Origin of the sequence: Nocardia sp. NPDC005998, assembly GCF_040614395.1 — a bacterium.
Taxonomy (GTDB): Bacteria; Actinomycetota; Actinomycetes; order Mycobacteriales; family Mycobacteriaceae; genus Nocardia.
The window spans coordinates 309856-325117 of record NZ_JBEXUI010000002.1; the positions used below are offsets into that span (position 1 = coordinate 309856).

Consider the following 15262-nt stretch of genomic DNA (forward strand, 5'->3'; position numbering starts at 1 on the left):
CACTGGCCCTCTACCAAGAACTCGGCGACCAAGCTGGCAAAGCGAACACACTCTACACGTTGGGCACTCTGCAAACGGCAATCGAAGACTACGCTGAGGCCGCCAACCTGCACCAGCAGGCGTTGGCGATCTATCGCAGCGTTGGTAACCAACTCGGCGAAGCGAATACCCTCTACCGGCTCGGCGATCTGCAGCGGATAGCCGCAAAATATCTTCAGGCCGCCGAACTGCTACGCGAGGCACTGGCCCTCTACCAAGAACTCGGCGACCAAGCTGGCAAAGCGAACACACTCTACACGTTGGGCACTCTGCAAACGGCAATCGAAGACTACGCTGAAGCCGCCAACCTGCACCAGCAGGCGTTGGAGATCTACCGCAGCCTCGACAGTCAATTGGGCGAAGCCAATACTCTTTACAGCCTCGGCGATCTGGGGAAGAGGACCGCAAAATATCTACAGGCCGCCGATCTGTCACACCAGGCACTGGCCCTCTATCGCGAACTCGGCGACAAGAACGGTCACGCTAATACATTGAATAATCTTGGAATCTTCCAGAGATTGATCGGCAACTATACTGAAGCCGCCACTCTGCATCAGCAAGCACTTGAGCTCTACCGTGCACTCGGCAACCAACTCGGTGAAGCTAACACGCTCGACCAGCAGGGTATTTTACAGAGAACGACCGAGACCCATATAGCAGCCTCCAAACTGCATCAACAAGCACTGGCCCTCTATCGCAAACTCGGCAACCAACACGGTGAAGCTAACGCCCTCAATAATCTCGGCGTCGTGCAGCAATTCGCTGGGAACTACACCGAAGCCGCCAACCTGCACCAACAAGCACTCGACCTCTATCGCGAACTCAAAACGCGACGCGGCGTAGCCACGGCTCTCGACCACCTCGGCAGTGTGCGACGGTTGACAGGAAATTGCACCGAAGCCATAACCCTGCACCGACGAGCACTCGACATCTGCTGCGAAGTTGGCGATCGGTTTAGCGAAGCCCTCATCCTCGACCACCTCGGCACCGCGGAACAGATGACGGGAAACTACACCGAAGCCATAACCCTGCACCAACAAGCACTCGACATCTGCTGCGAGCTCAACGCGCGGCATGTGGAAGCCCTCACCCTCGACCACCTCGGCACCATGCAACGGAGGATAGGGAACCACATCGAAGCTACAAATCTGCTCCAGAAAGCGTTGGCCCTTTATCGGACATTCGGGAGCCGGTTCGGTGAGGCCCACACCCTCAGTGAGCTCGGAACGCTGTCTATCGCAATCGGTCTGCCTGGTGTAGCGTTGGACAGCTTCACTGAAGCGCTGTCCCTTGCACGTAAGATAGGTATTCCTCTTGAAGAAGGACGCGCGTTAGAGGGTCGTGCCCGTTGCCATGTTGACCTCGGCGATACACTGAGTGGTGTCATTGAACTCAGGCAGGCTATCGCCATCTACCAACATCTAGGTGCACCCGAAATCAGTTCGGCAATAACCTATTTCACGACTATTACCGGACTCGCGTTCAGTTAGCATGCCAACACCAGTTGAAGGTGCGGATGGTGGACGCGTCCACCATATCGGCGGCAGCGGCTCAACTACTAGACCGCGCAGATTGGCGTGCTGAATCGGATTTCAGCATGGGGCTGTAGTCGCCCGAAGGTGTCGACGCGCCCGCTGTGTCGGGTATGGGCGTCATCGAGGTCGTCTTCGCGCTGTGTTGATACTAGGAAGTCAGTCGCACCGACTGTCGGGATCTTGGAACACTGCGGGCGGTGACGGTTCAGGTTTCCGGCTGAGAACCCGGCCGACCGGACTGGGAGTGGTGTCTAGGGCTGGAATTGCCGAGGCGACCAATCAGGCGAGAATCTACCTCCTCTGGGTTACGGACGATGTCGTCGCGGCGTGGCAGTGAATTCTCGCTACGCGGCTACTTGCATTTGGCGCAGCACCCCATTCTGGCTCGGATATGCGGCGCATGCCACCTCCTGGCGACTGGAGATCGCGCAGTTTCGGAGGGTGCACGCCGGTATCAACGTCCGATCCGTGGATAGGGCAGATCAGTACTCATATGTTCGGTGATCGCGAGCGGACTGCCGATCTGCGGGAACGCGCGCTGGGGGCAGGAGGGGCGCTCGCAGACCTTGCAGCCCGCACCGATCGGCACCGCGGCGGCCGGATTGTCCAGATGCAGCCCGGTGGAATACGCCAGCCGGTCGGCGTATTCGATATCGCAACCCAGGCCGATCGCGAAGTCCTTTGTGGCCGTGCCGAATCCGTGCGGCGCCGTCAGTGCGGTGCGGGCGATCCACAAATAGCGGCGGCCGTCGGGCATCGCAGCGATCTGGGTCAGGGTGCGGCCGGGATTCGCGAAGGCCTCGTGCACCACCCACAGCGGGCAGCTGCCGCCGACTCGGGAGAAGTGGAATGCGGTGGCGGACTGGCGTTTCGAGATATTGCCCGCGCGGTCGGTGCGGACGAGGAAGAACGGAACACCGCGCTGCCCCTGCCGCTGCAGCGTGCTCAACCGGTGGCAGATGGTCTCGAAGCCGACCTCGAAACGCAGACTGAGCAGATCGATGTCGTAGCGCAGCTCCTCGGCCGACCGCAGGAAGCGCCCGTAGGGCAGCACCAGCGCACCCGCGAAATAGTTGGCCAACCCGATCCGCGCCAGCGTCCGGGATTCGCTGATGAGTGACGGTGTTTCGGCCAGCACAGCATCCAGGTCCCTGCCGTACAACAGAAATCCGAGCGTGGTGGCGATCTGGAAGGCGCGCTGCCCGGGACGCAGCCGCCGCGCCAGGGTCAGGGTGCGGCTGTCCGGATCGTAATGCCGTTTCGGGATGGACGGATCCGCGCCATCACCACGCACCAGCACGGTCACTCCGGCGCGCTCCTCGGCCACCCTGGCGAGTTGCCGATCGAGCGAGCCGATGCTCAGGCCGCACTCCTCGAAGAGCTGTTCGGCCGCGTGATCGAGTTGGGCGATGTGATTGTGGTGGTCGTAGAAGAAGTCCCGGACATCCTCGTACGGCATGGGCACACCGGGAGCACCGGTCGGCGCGGCCACCCGGGCCGAGAGCAGATCGAGTTGATCGGTCGCGGCGCGCAGTCGCCGATGCATCGCGACGACGATCCGGGCGACCTCCGGTAGTCGCGTCGCGAGCTCCTCCACCTCGGTCAGCGGCGCACTATCGCCACCCGCCGCGTCCACCAGCACCTCGTGCAGATCCGATACCAAGCGGGCATCGGAGTCGGCGGCGAAAAATTGCACGTCGAGGTCGAAGGTGGCGTTGAGTTTGAGCAACACCGGGATGGTGAGCGGTCGCTGGTCGCGCTCGAGCTGGTTGAGGTAGCTGGGCGATAGATCGAGAGATTTCGCCAGTGCCGCCTGGGTCATCCGCCGTTCTTCGCGCAACCGCCTCAGTCGGGCGCCCGCGTACATCTTGCGCACCGCAAGATGGTAGCCCTCGGAATTTGCAAACATCGCAAAATGCGTGATTCTCGCCCGCAGAAATCTGCTGTTGCAAGGGATTTTGCCGTCGATCAATCCTGCGTAGCGTGCGAAGTGGGGCAGCTGGCCCGCCGCATGGAACCGGAGGATGGATGAAGACACATATCGTACGCGCCCGCGGCGCCGCCGAGGACTTTCCGCGCTCGGAACATCTGGCCGCCAAGATTGCCGAGGTTGCCGCCGATCCGGTCGAGGTGCGCGCCGAGGTGACCGAGATGATCGTGAACCGGATCATCGACAATGCGGCCGTCGCCGCGGCCGCCCTGGTCCGCGGACCGGTGGCCAGCGCGCGGGCACAGGCTCTTGCGCAGCCGTACATGCCGCGGCCGGGTCGGGCGGGTGCCACCGTTTTCGGGCTGTCCGCGCCCGACCGGGTGTCGCCGGAGTGGGCCGCGTTGGCCAATGGAGTCGCGGTGCGCGAACTCGATTTTCACGACACCTTCCTCGCCGCCGAGTACTCGCATCCGGGCGATAACATCGCGCCGATTCTCGCCGTCGCCCAGCACACCGGCCGCAGCGGCGCCGAGCTGATCCGTGGCCTGGCCACCGGTTACGAGATCCAGATCGATCTGGCGCGCGGAATCTGTCTGCACGAGCACAAGATCGATCACGTCGCCCACCTCGGTCCGTCCGCCGCCGCGGGCATCGGGACGCTACTCGGACTCGGCACCGAGACGATCTATCAGGCGATCGGGCAGGCGCTGCACACCACCACCGCGACCCGGCAATCCCGCAAGGGTGAAATCTCCAGCTGGAAGGCCTATGCCCCCGCATTTGCCGGGAAGATGGCGGTGGAGGCGGTGGATCGCGCCATGCGCGGCGAGGGTGCGCCCGCGCCGATCTGGGAGGGCGCGGACGGCGTCATCGCCTGGCTGCTCGGCGGTCCGGACGCCGAATACCAGGTGCCGTTGCCGAGCCCGGGCGAAGCCAAGCGCGCGATCCTGGACAGCTACACCAAGGAGCATTCGGCCGAATACCAGAGTCAGGCACCCATCGATCTCGCGCGCCGAATGCGGTCGCGCATCGGCGATCTCGATCAGATCGCCACGATCGTTTTGCACACCAGTCAGCACACGCATGTGGTGATCGGCACCGGATCCGGTGATCCGCAGAAGTTCGATCCGCAGGCCAGTCGGGAGACGCTCGACCATTCCGTTCCTTATATCTTCGCGGTCGCGCTGCAAGACGGCGGCTGGCATCACGAGCGGTCGTATGCGCCCGAGCGCGCACGCCGGGCCGATACCGTCGCGCTGTGGCGCAAGATCTCTACCGTCGAGGATCCGGAGTGGACCCGCCGCTATCACGCCATTGATCCGAATGAAAAGGCATTCGGGGCACGGGCTGTCGTGACCCTGAAAAGCGGCGAAACGATCATCGACGAACTCGCGGTCGCCGATGCGCATCCGCTCGGCGCGCGGCCGTTCGCCCGCGAGCAGTACCTCGCGAAGTTCCGAACGCTCGCCGAGGGTGTCATCGATCCCGCAGAGCAGCAACGCTTCCTCGACGCGGTGCAGCGCACGCCAGCATTGGCCGCCGGTGCGCTGGATCAGCTGACGTTCACCGTATCGCCCGAGGTCCTGAGGCGGGCGCCGATGGCACGGGAGGGGATCTTCTGATGCTCGTCCTACTCCTTGCCCCAGACCAGCGCCTGTGCGGCGATCACCTCGGTGCCGTTGAATGTGACGGCGGGCGATCCGTGCAGCCGGTAACCCTGATCGAGCAGGCCGCTGATCCGCTCGCAGAAGGTAGCGTCGTCGACGCCGGTGATCAGTCGGTAGCGCAGGCGGTGATCTTCGGACCCACCACCCGGCATCGAATCGCTGTGCGAAGCTTCGCTCATCGGTCCAGCCTAGGGCGGCGGTCGCGGTGACCGGACTGCTGGCCGCCGCCACGAGTGCGGCCGATAAGCGTGTGGCGCTGCGGGCCGGGTTGACCTCCGGTCGGCTCCAGCGCTGGCCCGGGGCATTCAATCCGCTGGTGGCCAAGCTGATTCAGCAGCTCGGCTTCGAAGGCGTCTATGTCTCCGGAGCGGTGGTTTCGGCCGAGCTCGCGCTGCCGGATATCGGGCTGACCACGCTCACCGAGGTGACCGCGCGCGGACAGCAGATCGCGCGGGTGACCGATCTGCCGGTGCTGATCGATGCCGATACCGGATTCGGCGAGCCGATGAATGCAGCGCGCACGGTGACCCTGCTGGAAGATGCCGGGTTGGCGGGCTGTCATATCGAAGACCAGGTGAATCCCAAGCGCTGTGGTCATCTCGACGGCAAGGCGGTGGTTCCGGTTGCCGAGATGGTTCGCCGCTTGCGTGCCGCGGTCGCGGCCCGGCGTGACCCGAATTTCGTCGTCTGCGCGCGCACCGATGCGCGGGGGACCGAAGGGCTCGACGCGGCGATCGACCGGGCCAGGGCATATGCCTACGCCGGTGCGGATCTGATCTTCACCGAGGCGCTGACCGACGCCGCCGAATTCGCGAAGTTTCGTGCGGCGGTGGATATTCCATTGCTCGCGAATATGACCGAGTTCGGCAAGTCGGAACTGCTGTCCGCGGGCACGTTGGCCGATCTCGGCTATAACGCCGTTATCTATCCGGTAACCACATTGCGCTTGGCGATGTATGCGGTCGAGCGGGGTCTGCGTGAAATCGCCGACACCGGAACACAATTCGGATCGGTGCGGCACATGCAGCACCGGGCACGACTCTACGAATTGCTGGATTACCAGCAGTACAACGACTTCGATTCCGGAATATTCAATTTCACCGTGAGCGAGTGACCATGACCGATATCAAGAAGGGCTTGGCCGGGGTGGTGGTCGATACCACCAGCATCTCCAAGGTGGTACCCGAGACCAATTCGCTGACCTATCGCGGCTATGCGGTGCAGGATCTGGCGCGGCACTGCGGTTTCGAGGAGGTCGCGTATCTGCTGTGGTACGGCGAACTGCCCGATGCCGCCCAACTCCAACTACTGTGCCAGCGTGAACGCGCACAGCGGCGCGTCGACCGATCGATCCTGTCGCTGATCGAGAAGCTGCCGGACAACTGTCATCCGATGGATGTGGTCCGGACGGTGGTCAGCTACCTGGGCGCCCAGGATCCGGATCTCGATGCCGCGCAGGATGATCGGGCGCTCTTGGCGAAGTCGCTGCGACTGACCGCGGCGCTGCCCACGGTGATCGCGGCCGATATGCGCCGCCGCCATGGGCAGGATCCTATTGCGCCGCACGCACAACTGGGCTTCGCGGAGAACTTTCTGAATATGTGCTTCGGAGAGGTTCCGGATCCGCGCATCGTGCGCGCCTTCGAGATTTCACTGATCCTGTATGCGGAATACAGTTTCAACGCATCCACATTTGCCGCGCGGGTGGTCACCTCGACTCGCTCGGATATGTACAGCGCGATCACCGCGGCGATCGGCGCGCTCAAGGGTCCGCTACACGGTGGCGCCAATGAGGCCGTCATGCACATGATGCTGGAGATCGGTGAGCCCGAACGCGCTGCGGAGTGGTTGCGCGCGAAGCTGTCCGGCAAACAGAAGGTGATGGGGTTCGGGCATCGCGTCTATAAGAACGGCGACTCGCGGGTGCCGACAATGCGCGATGCTCTTGCGCGAGTTGCCGAGGTGACCGGCGGTCAGCGCTGGCTGCGCATGTATACCGCATTGGAGCAGGCCATGGCCGAGGCCACCGGCATCGAGCCCAATCTCGACTTTCCAGCCGGTCCCGCCTACTACCTGATGGGCTTCGACATCGAGATGTTCACACCCATCTTCGTGATGAGCCGCATTACCGGGTGGACCGCCCACATCATCGAGCAGTCCGCCGCCAATGCCCTCATCCGTCCGCTGTCCGAATACGTCGGGGTGCCGCAGCGCGAACTGCTGGTCTCGGGGGCGTCGGCGCTCTGACTCGACGGATGATCGCGGCGAAGCCCTCCTCGACCAAGCGACTGTTTGGTGTAATCGGTGAGATCGAATCGACCGATGCGCCCATCGCATGGGCGCAAGGAAGCGAGCGAACCGAATGTCGAGTCCCGACGATATCGTCACCGCCATGTGCCGCAGCTGGGCCGATCCCGACCCGGACCGGATCAGTGCCTTCTTCGCCGAAGACGCCGTCTACCACAACATTCCGATGGAGCCGATCCACGGCCGTGCCGCCATCCGCGAGTTCATCGCCGGATTCCTCACGAGCTTCGAATCCATCGACTTCGATATCCACCACCAGGTCGCCAGCGGCAATATCGTGATGAACGAACGCACCGACACCCTGCGCGGCCTCGGCAAAGACACCCCGCTGCCGGTAATGGGTGTCTTCGAAGTCGCCGACGGTGCCATCACCGCCTGGCGCGACTACTTCGATATGGCTGCCATAAACCGAGCCTTCGGCACCGACGCCGCCGAGTAGCGGTTCCCGCCCCATGTCCGCCCGGAAAGATCTTTGGGAATTCGGGAACCGAATCGGTCGGGCGCGCGTCGAATAGGGCATCGGGGGTGATATCTGATGGCGACGTATGAGGAGGGGTTACGTATGGATCGTTGCTCGGGATGTCCTGCGGGGTGGCGACGGGGATTGGGTGCTCGGTCGCGGATGCGGCCGATTGTGCGCAACGGTGAGGTTTGTGACAGGTACCCGCCCCGCCGCCGGTTGCGACCGTTTCCTGGGGCCGAATCACCTTGATACGTAGTGTATTTCATTGATGGCGCGGGTGGTCCCCTCGACCACGCATCCCGGTGCCGATACGCCCGCCCTCCCCGCGAACGGGGGAGGGCGGGCGCTATTCGGTCATGCCGAGATATTCAGCGCACCGCGGCCGCGGCCGCGACCAGATTGCGCAGGGAAGCCTCGACCTCGACCGGCCCGCGGGTCTTCAGCCCGCAGTCCGGATTGACCCAGAGTCGTTCGGCGGGAACGGCTTTCAATGCAGCGCGGAGCGAAGCGGTGATCTCCTCCACACTCGGCACCCGGGGCGAGTGAATGTCGTAGACACCGGGTCCGACGCCGAGATCGAAGCCGCGTGCGTTGAGGTCGTCGAGCACTTCCATATGTGAACGCGCCGCCTCGATCGAGGTGACATCGGCATCGAGTCCGGCGATCGCATCGATGACCTCACCGAATTCCGAATAGCACAGGTGGGTGTGGATCTGGGTGGCATCCGATACCCCTGAGGTCGCCAGCCGGAACGCCCCGACCGACCACTCCAGATACGCGCCCTGGTCGGCCGCGCGCAGCGGCAACAGCTCCCGCAGTGCGGGCTCGTCGACCTGGACGATCCGAATGCCTGCGGCCTGCAGATCGATCGTCTCGTCCCTTATTGCCAATGCCACCTGGCGTGCCGAATCCGCCAATGGCTGATCGTCGCGCACGAACGACCAGGCCAAAATCGTCACCGGGCCGGTGAGCATGCCCTTGACCGGCTTATCGGTGAGCGATTGCGCGTAGCCGATCCAGTCGACGGTCATCGGCGCGGGTCGGGCCACATCGCCGAACAGGATCGGCGGCCGCACGCAGCGGGTGCCGTAGGACTGCACCCAGCCCGCTTCGGTGGCGGCGAATCCGTCGAGCTGTTCGGCGAAGTACTGCACCATGTCATTGCGTTCCGGCTCGCCGTGCACCAGCACGTCGAGTCCCAATTTCTCCTGCAGCGCAATGACATCGGCGATTTCCGAGCGCATCCGACGGACGTACTCGGCCGCATCGATCTCGCCCTTGCGCAGTGCCGCCCGCGCGAGCCGGATCGCCGAGGTCTGCGGATACGAACCGATCGTCGTGGTCGGCAATGACGGCAGCCGCAGCCGTTCGGCCTGCAGCACCCGTCGCTGCGGCGCGGGGGACCGCCGGGTGGCATCCGGACCGAGCGCCGCCAACCGCGCCCGGACCTGCGGATTGTCCAGCCTGGGATCGGTGCGCCGGGTAGCAAGTGCCGAACGGGCGGCGGCGAATTCGGCGGTGATCGCCTCGGGCCCCGCGCTCAGTGCGGTCGCGAGCAAGCGCACCTCGGCGACCTTCTCCGCACCGAATGCCAGCCACGAGCGCAACCGTTCGTCGAGGCCGGTTTCGGGCGCCAGCGTGTAGGGCACGTGCAGCAGCGAGCAGGAACTCGACACCGCAACGGATTTCGCGCAACCCAGCAGCGCGCCGAGTGTCGTCAGCGCCCGATCCAGATCGGCCCGCCAGACATTTCGGCCGTCGACCACACCCGCGACCAGCAGCTTGTTCGCGAGCGCCGGTACCCCAGCCACCGCGGAGAGATCGGCGGCAGTGGTGAAGTCCACTGTGATGCCTTCGATTTCGGTCTCGGCCAGGGCGGCCAGCGCCGGACCGGGACTGCCGAAGTAGGTCGCCACCAGCAGCGCCGGACGATCCGTCGCGGCCGATAGCTCGGCATAGGTGCGCCGGACCAGGTCGATCTCGTGGGCGGTCAGATCGGTGACCACCACCGGCTCGTCGAATTGCACCCACTCCGCACCCGCCACGGCCAGCAGCCGCAACAGCTCACGGTAGAGCGGTACCAACTCGTCGAGGCGATCGAGCGCGGCACCGCCCGTCGCCTTCGCCAGTTTCAGGAAGGTGATCGGACCGACCACCACCGGCCGCGCGGGCACCCCGAGGGCGAGCGCCTCCTGCAGTTCATCCAGCACCTTCGACGGGTGCAGTGAGAACGTGGTCTCCGGGCCGATCTCCGGCACCAGATAGTGGTAGTTGGTATCGAACCACTTGGTCATTTCCAGGGGCTCGACCGTATCGGTGCCGCGCGCCGCGGCGAAATAGCGATCCAGCGGATCGGCGATTCCGGCCACCCGGGGCGGCAGCGCTCCGAGCAGCACGGCGGTATCGAGCACCTGGTCGTAATAGGAGAAGGTGCCGACCGGAACGGCATCGAGTCCGGCCGAATGCAATTCGGTCAGCTGATTGCGCCGCAGGTTGCGTGCGATCGCGTGCAGTTGCTCGGTGTCGATATGTCCGGCCCAGTACGACTCGGTGGCACGCTTGAGCTCACGGTGCGGCCCCACCCGCGGGAGACCGAGAACCGTTGCGGTGAACGGGTTATGCGAAACAGTCACGAATTTCTCCAGTGCTGAGATCGAAGACCATCGCCCTACGAGCTCACGGAGACCAAGTGACGTGCCGGAAAATCCAACGACTGGAAAACCAACCATGGAGCCCGACAGGTCGCACTGGTGGTCCGCGCGCCCAATCCACGAGGCGGTGGCCGCCGGATACGGCGTATCCGACACGGCTGGCAGGTCTTCGGACTTGCGGGCACGGGCCTTCTGGCCGACCCCGTACGGGGCTCACCTACTGGCCGTCGCTTCCCGGGTGGTAACCCAGTGCTGATGACGGCGGTCGTTCCTGCATACCGCTGCGGGACAGTCCCGGATTCTCACCGGGTTCCCTCTCGTCCGCACACCGGTATTCCGGTGGGCGAACTCGACTCCGTTCACGCGACGTTGGGGCTCCATCTCGTCTGCGCACGGCGAACCAGCTGCAACACCAAGCATAGGCGGGCGCGCAACCGGTTTGACGGCATACCGGTGATCATGATGTTCGCTGCGCAGGCCCACCCGTCGCCCGACCGCCACCCCCGCACCGAATCGCTACGCGATGCTGACTTTCGGGGCCGCGAACACGCCGCGCCGCAGGCGCGGCAAATTCAACACAGTATGTGACGACTGGATGAACACAACTTCGCAAGTCTGCTAGGAATGGTTGTGAAGATTCCTGCGAATGGGACTTCCCTGTCAGGGCTGCATTCCGGGCCGGGTACCTTAGGTCAATGTTCTCGAAAGTCTTGGTTGCCAACCGTGGCGAGATCGCGATCCGTGCCTTCCGCGCGGCCTACGAACTCGGCATCGGAACCGTCGCGGTATTCCCGTACGAGGATCGCAATTCGGTCCACCGGTTGAAGGCAGCCGAGTCCTACCAGATCGGCGAACAGGGCCACCCCGTCCGGGCGTATCTGTCCATCGAGGCGATCATCGCGGCGGCCAAGTCCGCCGGAGCCGACGCCATCTACCCCGGCTACGGCTTCCTGTCGGAGAACCCGGACCTCGCGGCGGCCTGTGCGCGCGAGGGTATTACCTTCATCGGCCCGTCCGCCGCGGTACTCGAACTCGCGGGTAACAAGGCCCGCGCGATCGAGGCGGCCAGGGCAGCCGGACTGCCGGTACTGCGTTCGAGCGCGCCGTCGGCCGATGTCGACGAGCTGCTCATGGCCGCTCAGGAGCTGGAGTACCCGATCTTCGTCAAGGCCGTCGCGGGCGGCGGCGGCCGCGGTATGCGGCGGGTTGCCGATCCGGCACAGCTGCGCGAATCGATCGAGGCCGCCTCCCGCGAGGCGGAATCGGCATTCGGCGATCCGACGGTCTTCCTGGAACAGGCCGTGGTGAATCCGCGCCATATCGAGGTGCAGATCCTGGCCGACCAGCACGGCAATGTCATGCACCTGTTCGAGCGCGACTGTTCGGTGCAGCGTCGCCACCAGAAGGTGATCGAGCTCGCGCCGGCACCCAACCTCGATCCGGCACTGCGCGAGCGCATCTGCAATGACGCGGTCGCCTTCGCCCGCCAGATCGGCTACAGCTGCGCCGGCACCGTCGAATTCCTGCTCGACGAGCGCGGCAACCACGTCTTTATCGAGATGAATCCGCGCATCCAGGTCGAGCACACGGTGACCGAAGAGATCACCGATGTCGACCTGGTGCAGTCCCAGCTGCGCATCGCGGCGGGGGAGACCCTGGAACAGCTCGGCCTGAGCCAGGAGAAGGTCACCATTCGCGGTGCTGCCCTGCAGTGCCGGATCACCACCGAGGATCCGGCCAATGGCTTCCGCCCCGATACCGGCCGCATCACCGCCTACCGCACCCCCGGCGGTGCGGGCATCCGCCTCGACGGCGGTGCGAATCTGGGCGCGGAGATCGGCGCCTACTTCGACTCGATGCTGGTCAAGCTCACCTGCCGCGGTCGCGATCTGCCCGCGGCGGTGGCCAGGGCCAGCCGTGCGCTCGCGGAGTTCCGCATCCGCGGCGTCACCACGAATATTCCGTTCCTGCTCGCGGTGCTCGACGATCCGGACTTCAAGGCGGGCCGGGTCACCACCTCGTTCATCGATGAGCGCCCGCAGCTGCTGACCCTGCGCGGCTCGGCCGACCGCGGCACCAAGATCCTGAACTACCTGGCCGATATCACCGTGAACAAGCCGCATGGTGAGCGCCCGACCACGGTGTATCCGCACGATAAGTTGCCCGCCATCGATCTGAGCGTGCCCCCGCCGGACGGTTCTCGGCAACGGTTGCTGCGCTTGGGCCCCGAGGGTTTCGCGCAGGCGCTGCGTGCGCAGAAGGCCGTCGGGGTGACCGACACGACCTTCCGCGACGCACACCAGTCGCTGTTGGCCACGCGGGTGCGTACCAACGGTCTACTCGGTGTGGCCGGACATGTCGCACGCCTGACACCGGAACTGCTCTCCATCGAGGCGTGGGGTGGCGCGACTTACGATGTGGCGCTGCGCTTCCTGTACGAGGATCCGTGGGAGCGGCTGGCGGCGTTGCGTGAGGCGATTCCGAACATCTGCCTGCAGATGCTGCTGCGCGGCCGCAATACCGTCGGCTACACGCCCTACCCCGAGCAGGTGACGCGCGCGTTCGTCTCGGAGGCGACCGCAACGGGCATCGACATCTTCCGCATCTTCGATGCGCTCAACAATGTCGACCAGATGCGTCCGGCCATCGATGCGGTGCGCGAAACCGGTACGGCCATTGCGGAAGTCGCGATGAGCTACACCGGCGATCTGAGTAACCCGGACGAGACCCTCTACACCCTCGACTACTACCTGAAGCTGGCCGAGCAGATCGTCGACGCTGGCGCGCATGTGCTCGCCATCAAGGATATGGCGGGTCTGCTGCGGGCACCCGCGGCGGCGACACTCGTCACCGCGCTGCGCAGTAACTTCGATCTGCCGGTCCACGTGCACACCCACGACACCCCCGGCGGTCAGCTCGCGACCTATCTGGCCGCCTGGCATGCGGGCGCCGACGCGGTCGACGGTGCGAGCGCCGCGATGGCCGGAACCACCTCACAGCCTGCACTTTCCGCGATCGTCGCGGCGGCGGCGCACAGTGAATTCGATACCGGCCTGAACCTGCAGAACGTCTGCGATCTGGAGCCGTACTGGGAGGCGCTGCGAAAGGTGTACGCGCCCTTCGAATCCGGGCTGCCCGCGCCGACCGGACGGGTGTACACCCACGAAATCCCTGGTGGTCAGCTGTCGAATCTGCGGCAACAGGCCATCGCACTCGGCCTCGGTGACCGCTTCGAAGAGGTCGAGGCGAAATACGCCGCGGCGGACCGGCTTCTTGGCCGCCTGGTCAAGGTCACCCCGTCCTCGAAGGTGGTCGGCGACCTCGCACTCGCACTGGTCGGCACCGGTGTCGACATCGAGAGTTTCGCGGCCGATCCGGGTCGCTACGACATTCCGGATTCGGTAATCGGTTTCCTGCGTGGCGAACTCGGCACCCCGGCCGGCGGCTGGCCCGAACCGTTCCGCAGTCGCGCACTGGCCGGGCGTGGTCCGGCCAAGCCCGAGACACCGCTCACCGCCGAGGACGAAGCCGGCCTGAACGGAACCTCCGGACAGCGCCGCGCCACCCTCAACCGGCTGCTGTTCCCCGGCCCGACGGCCGAATTCAACGCCCACCGGGAGAAGTACGGCGACACCATGGGCCTGTCGGCCAACCAGTTCTTCTACGGTCTGCGCCGCGGTGAGGAACACCGCGTGCAACTGGAGAAGGGTGTCACCCTGCTGATCGGCTTGGAGGCGATCTCCGAACCCGACGAGCGCGGTATGCGCACGGTCATGTGCATCATGAACGGCCAGCTGCGCCCGGTCGCGGTGCGCGATCGCTCCGTCGCCAGCGATATCCCGGCCGCGGAGAAGGCGGATAAGAACAATGCGGGCCATATCGCCGCGCCGTTCGCCGGTGTGGTCACTTTGGCTGTGTCCGAAGGCGATTCGATCGCGGCGGGCGACATCATCGGCACCATCGAGGCGATGAAGATGGAGGCCGCGATCACCGCACCGCGCGCCGGCATCGTCGGCCGGGTCGCGATCGGCAAGGTACAGCAGGTCGAGGGTGGCGACCTGCTGGTCGAACTGACCGTGCGCGAGTCCGCGGCGGAATGACCCGGATCGTCGCGGGCAGCGCGGGCGGGCGGCGACTGCGCGTCCCGCCCGCCGGTACCCGGCCCACCTCGGATCGGGTGCGCGAAGCACTGTTCAGCGCGCTCGACGCCCGCATCGATTTCGACGGCGTCCGGGTGCTCGACCTGTACGCGGGATCCGGCGCGCTCGGTCTGGAGGCGCTCTCGCGCGGCGCCACCAGCGCCCTGCTCATCGAATCCGATCGCAAGGCCGCCGCGATCGTGCGCGGCAATATTGCCGATCTCGGGCTGCTCGGCGCCGAACTCCGCATCGGGGCCGTCGCCAGCGTCCTGGCCGGTGGCGGTGCGGGGGCCTACGACGTGGTCTTCTCCGATCCGCCCTACGACGTCGACACCGCCGCGGTCACCGCCGACCTGCGCGCCTTGGTCGAGCACGGCTGGCTGGCGCCCGGCGCATTCGTCGCCGTCGAGCGCTCCAGCCGCTCACCCGAGATCGTCTGGCCCGCAGGCTATATCCCGGCGAAGGCGCGTAAATATGGCGAAACCCGCATCGAACTAGCCGAATTCGCCCCGGAGTAACTCCGCCATCGCG

General features: G+C 65.1%; 10 protein-coding genes and 1 riboswitch. Of the genes, 7 read left to right on the top strand and 3 right to left on the bottom strand.

Annotation, left to right across the window (positions count from 1 at the left end; genetic code table 11):
- A partial coding sequence (locus ABZ293_RS05025) for a tetratricopeptide repeat protein (protein WP_355177381.1) occupies positions 1-1529 on the top strand: 1529 nt, incomplete at its 5' end.
- A 499-nt stretch (positions 1530-2028) separates the two neighbouring features.
- Here ABZ293_RS05025 and ABZ293_RS05030 read toward each other — a convergent pair.
- Positions 2029-3450: a short-chain fatty acyl-CoA regulator family protein gene (locus ABZ293_RS05030; protein ID WP_354957526.1), complete on the bottom strand. Its 1422-nt coding sequence runs from the start codon at positions 3448-3450 to the stop codon at positions 2029-2031.
- 152 nt (positions 3451-3602) lie between these two features.
- Here ABZ293_RS05030 and ABZ293_RS05035 point away from each other — a divergent pair, with 152 nt between their 5' ends.
- Entirely contained in the window at positions 3603-5126 is a 1524-nt protein-coding gene (locus ABZ293_RS05035) for an MmgE/PrpD family protein (protein WP_355177382.1), read from the top strand.
- An 8-nt stretch (positions 5127-5134) separates the two neighbouring features.
- Here ABZ293_RS05035 and ABZ293_RS05040 read toward each other — a convergent pair whose 3' ends face one another.
- Complete coding sequence (locus ABZ293_RS05040) at positions 5135-5350, bottom strand: DUF1737 domain-containing protein (protein ID WP_355177384.1); 216 nt, start codon at positions 5348-5350, stop codon at positions 5135-5137.
- A gap of 26 nt (positions 5351-5376) precedes the next feature.
- On the opposite strand from ABZ293_RS05040, the gene prpB reads away from it, so the two are divergent.
- The 3 genes from prpB (at position 5377) to ABZ293_RS05055 (ending at position 7917) form a co-directional block, all read left to right on the top strand.
- Complete coding sequence (gene prpB, locus ABZ293_RS05045) at positions 5377-6285, top strand: methylisocitrate lyase (RefSeq protein WP_355177386.1); 909 nt, start codon at positions 5377-5379, stop codon at positions 6283-6285.
- A 2-nt stretch (positions 6286-6287) separates the two neighbouring features.
- Positions 6288-7418 carry a bifunctional 2-methylcitrate synthase/citrate synthase gene (locus tag ABZ293_RS05050; protein ID WP_355177857.1) on the top strand — a complete coding sequence of 377 codons (1131 nt, stop codon included), beginning with the start codon at positions 6288-6290 and terminating at the stop codon, positions 7416-7418.
- 115 nt (positions 7419-7533) lie between these two features.
- Positions 7534-7917 carry a limonene-1,2-epoxide hydrolase family protein gene (locus ABZ293_RS05055; protein WP_354957522.1) on the top strand — a complete coding sequence of 128 codons (384 nt, stop codon included), beginning with the start codon at positions 7534-7536 and terminating at the stop codon, positions 7915-7917.
- Positions 7918-8309: 392 nt separating this feature from the next.
- Here the strand turns inward: ABZ293_RS05055 and metE are convergent, their stop codons facing one another.
- Positions 8310-10574: a 5-methyltetrahydropteroyltriglutamate--homocysteine S-methyltransferase gene (gene metE / locus ABZ293_RS05060; RefSeq protein WP_355177388.1), complete on the bottom strand. Its 2265-nt coding sequence runs from the start codon at positions 10572-10574 to the stop codon at positions 8310-8312.
- 160 nt (positions 10575-10734) lie between these two features.
- A riboswitch (cobalamin riboswitch) is annotated at positions 10735-10956 on the bottom strand.
- A 331-nt stretch (positions 10957-11287) separates the two neighbouring features.
- Here metE and ABZ293_RS05065 point away from each other — a divergent pair.
- Together ABZ293_RS05065 and rsmD are read left to right on the top strand one after the other, a co-directional pair.
- On the top strand, positions 11288-14692 hold the full coding sequence (locus tag ABZ293_RS05065) for a pyruvate carboxylase (protein ID WP_355177390.1): 3405 nt from the start codon (positions 11288-11290) through the stop codon (positions 14690-14692).
- Positions 14689-15249: a 16S rRNA (guanine(966)-N(2))-methyltransferase RsmD gene (gene rsmD / locus ABZ293_RS05070; protein WP_355177393.1), complete on the top strand. Its 561-nt coding sequence runs from the start codon at positions 14689-14691 to the stop codon at positions 15247-15249. Before ABZ293_RS05065 ends, rsmD begins: the two co-directional genes overlap by 4 nt.
- Positions 15250-15262: the final 13 nt, after the last annotated feature.

Coding starts and splice junctions, on each gene's coding strand:
- ABZ293_RS05035 (WP_355177382.1), top strand. CDS start 3,603: ATGAAGACACATATCGTACGCGCCCGCGGCGCCGCCGAGGACTTTCCG.
- ABZ293_RS05040 (WP_355177384.1), bottom strand. CDS start 5,350: ATGAGCGAAGCTTCGCACAGCGATTCGATGCCGGGTGGTGGGTCCGAA.
- ABZ293_RS05050 (WP_355177857.1), top strand. CDS start 6,288: ATGACCGATATCAAGAAGGGCTTGGCCGGGGTGGTGGTCGATACCACC.
- ABZ293_RS05055 (WP_354957522.1), top strand. CDS start 7,534: ATGTCGAGTCCCGACGATATCGTCACCGCCATGTGCCGCAGCTGGGCC.
- ABZ293_RS05065 (WP_355177390.1), top strand. CDS start 11,288: ATGTTCTCGAAAGTCTTGGTTGCCAACCGTGGCGAGATCGCGATCCGT.
- rsmD (WP_355177393.1), top strand. CDS start 14,689: ATGACCCGGATCGTCGCGGGCAGCGCGGGCGGGCGGCGACTGCGCGTC.